The sequence below is a fragment of the Desulfuromonas sp. CSMB_57 genome (assembly GCF_020194955.2).
In the GTDB taxonomy this organism is placed as follows: domain Bacteria; phylum Desulfobacterota; class Desulfuromonadia; order Desulfuromonadales; family Syntrophotaleaceae; genus JAFCIY02.
Map to the genome: position 1 here is coordinate 1 of NZ_JAFCIY020000093.1, position 1,107 is coordinate 1,107.

The 1,107-nt window shown below is 53.7% G+C and carries 2 protein-coding genes; both read left to right on the forward strand.

The features are described from left to right. Positions 1-205: 205 nt before the first annotated feature. Positions 206-490: a type II toxin-antitoxin system Phd/YefM family antitoxin gene (locus tag JQN68_RS14510; RefSeq protein ID WP_225073954.1), complete on the forward strand. Its 285-nt coding sequence runs from the start codon at positions 206-208 to the stop codon at positions 488-490. Continuing rightward, the gene (locus tag JQN68_RS14515) at positions 487-774 is read left to right on the forward strand and encodes a type II toxin-antitoxin system RelE/ParE family toxin (protein ID WP_225073953.1); all 288 of its coding nucleotides are present in this window, start codon (positions 487-489) and stop codon (positions 772-774) included. The genes JQN68_RS14510 and JQN68_RS14515 overlap by 4 nt, the downstream gene beginning before the upstream one ends. Positions 775-1,107: the final 333 nt, after the last annotated feature.

Genomic DNA, 1,107 nt, shown 5'->3' on the forward strand with positions numbered 1-1,107 from the left:
TGGTTACTTTCTTTGGGCGAGCAAAGAAAGTCACCCGGCTGCCGGCCGGGACCGGCGAACCTGGTTTGTCGATTTTGACGTGGATAGTAAAATGTTCGCAATCCTCAGGCCAAAGCATTTTATGTCCTTTTTCGATACGGAAATCAGACTTGAATTCAGATTGAATTCAAGCTAAATTTTTACAATTACGCAAGGAGGAATCAATATGAAAGATATCCGCGTCTCCGAAGGGGTTGTTCCTCTCGGAGAGTTCAAAGCCCACGCCGCACGTTATCTGAAAAAGTTGGACGGACCTGTAGTTATCACTCAGCATGGTCGTCCGGCCGGTGTGCTGCTTTCCCCTGTCGAATATGATCGAATGAGGGATCAGCAGCGGTTTTTTGAGTCTCTGGCGGCGGGAATGGCCGATGCCCAAGGGGGGCGGGTCATGGATACCGAGGAACTGCAGAGAAGGCTGGCCTCTGCCCGGGAGCAGAGAAACTCGCGATGAAGGTTGTCTGGACAGAGCACGCCCTGGTATGTCTGACCGAGATTGAAGACTTCATCGCGCAAGATGATCCGATAGTTGCTGTCCAACTGATTGAAAAACTCATCGCTCGAACGGACATGCTCCAAGAGCATCCTCATGCGGGTCGTCGAGTGCCGGAAGTGCCCAAGAGCGGTTTCAGAGAACTGGTGGAGGCGAATTACCGGATTGTCTACCGAATTCATGAAGGAACTATCGAAGTTTTGACGGTGTTTGAGGCACACCGCCTCTATCCCGGTGGAGACTGAGAAAGGGGACTTCGCGCGAGGGAGACTTCGCGGGGACGTTGTTGATTTGTCCGGCAAGTCTAACTTGCAAGAAAACCTGAAGTGGGAAGGGGTGCTTCCGAGTTCTAGATTTCCGTCCACCCAGCAGCGCCGGTGTTGGTAACAGGGGGGCAGTGCCGCTGGCGCATCGCCACCGTGGGCAAGAGCGAACATCGAAGACGCGCTCCCTGTTCAATGCGCTAACGGTCCGAAATCACACCGTTTCCCCGCGCATGCCATAGGGCGTTAGCCGGTCTTACGCCCTTTCTTTGGTTACTTTCTTTGGGCGAGCAAAGAAAGTCACCCGGCTGCCGG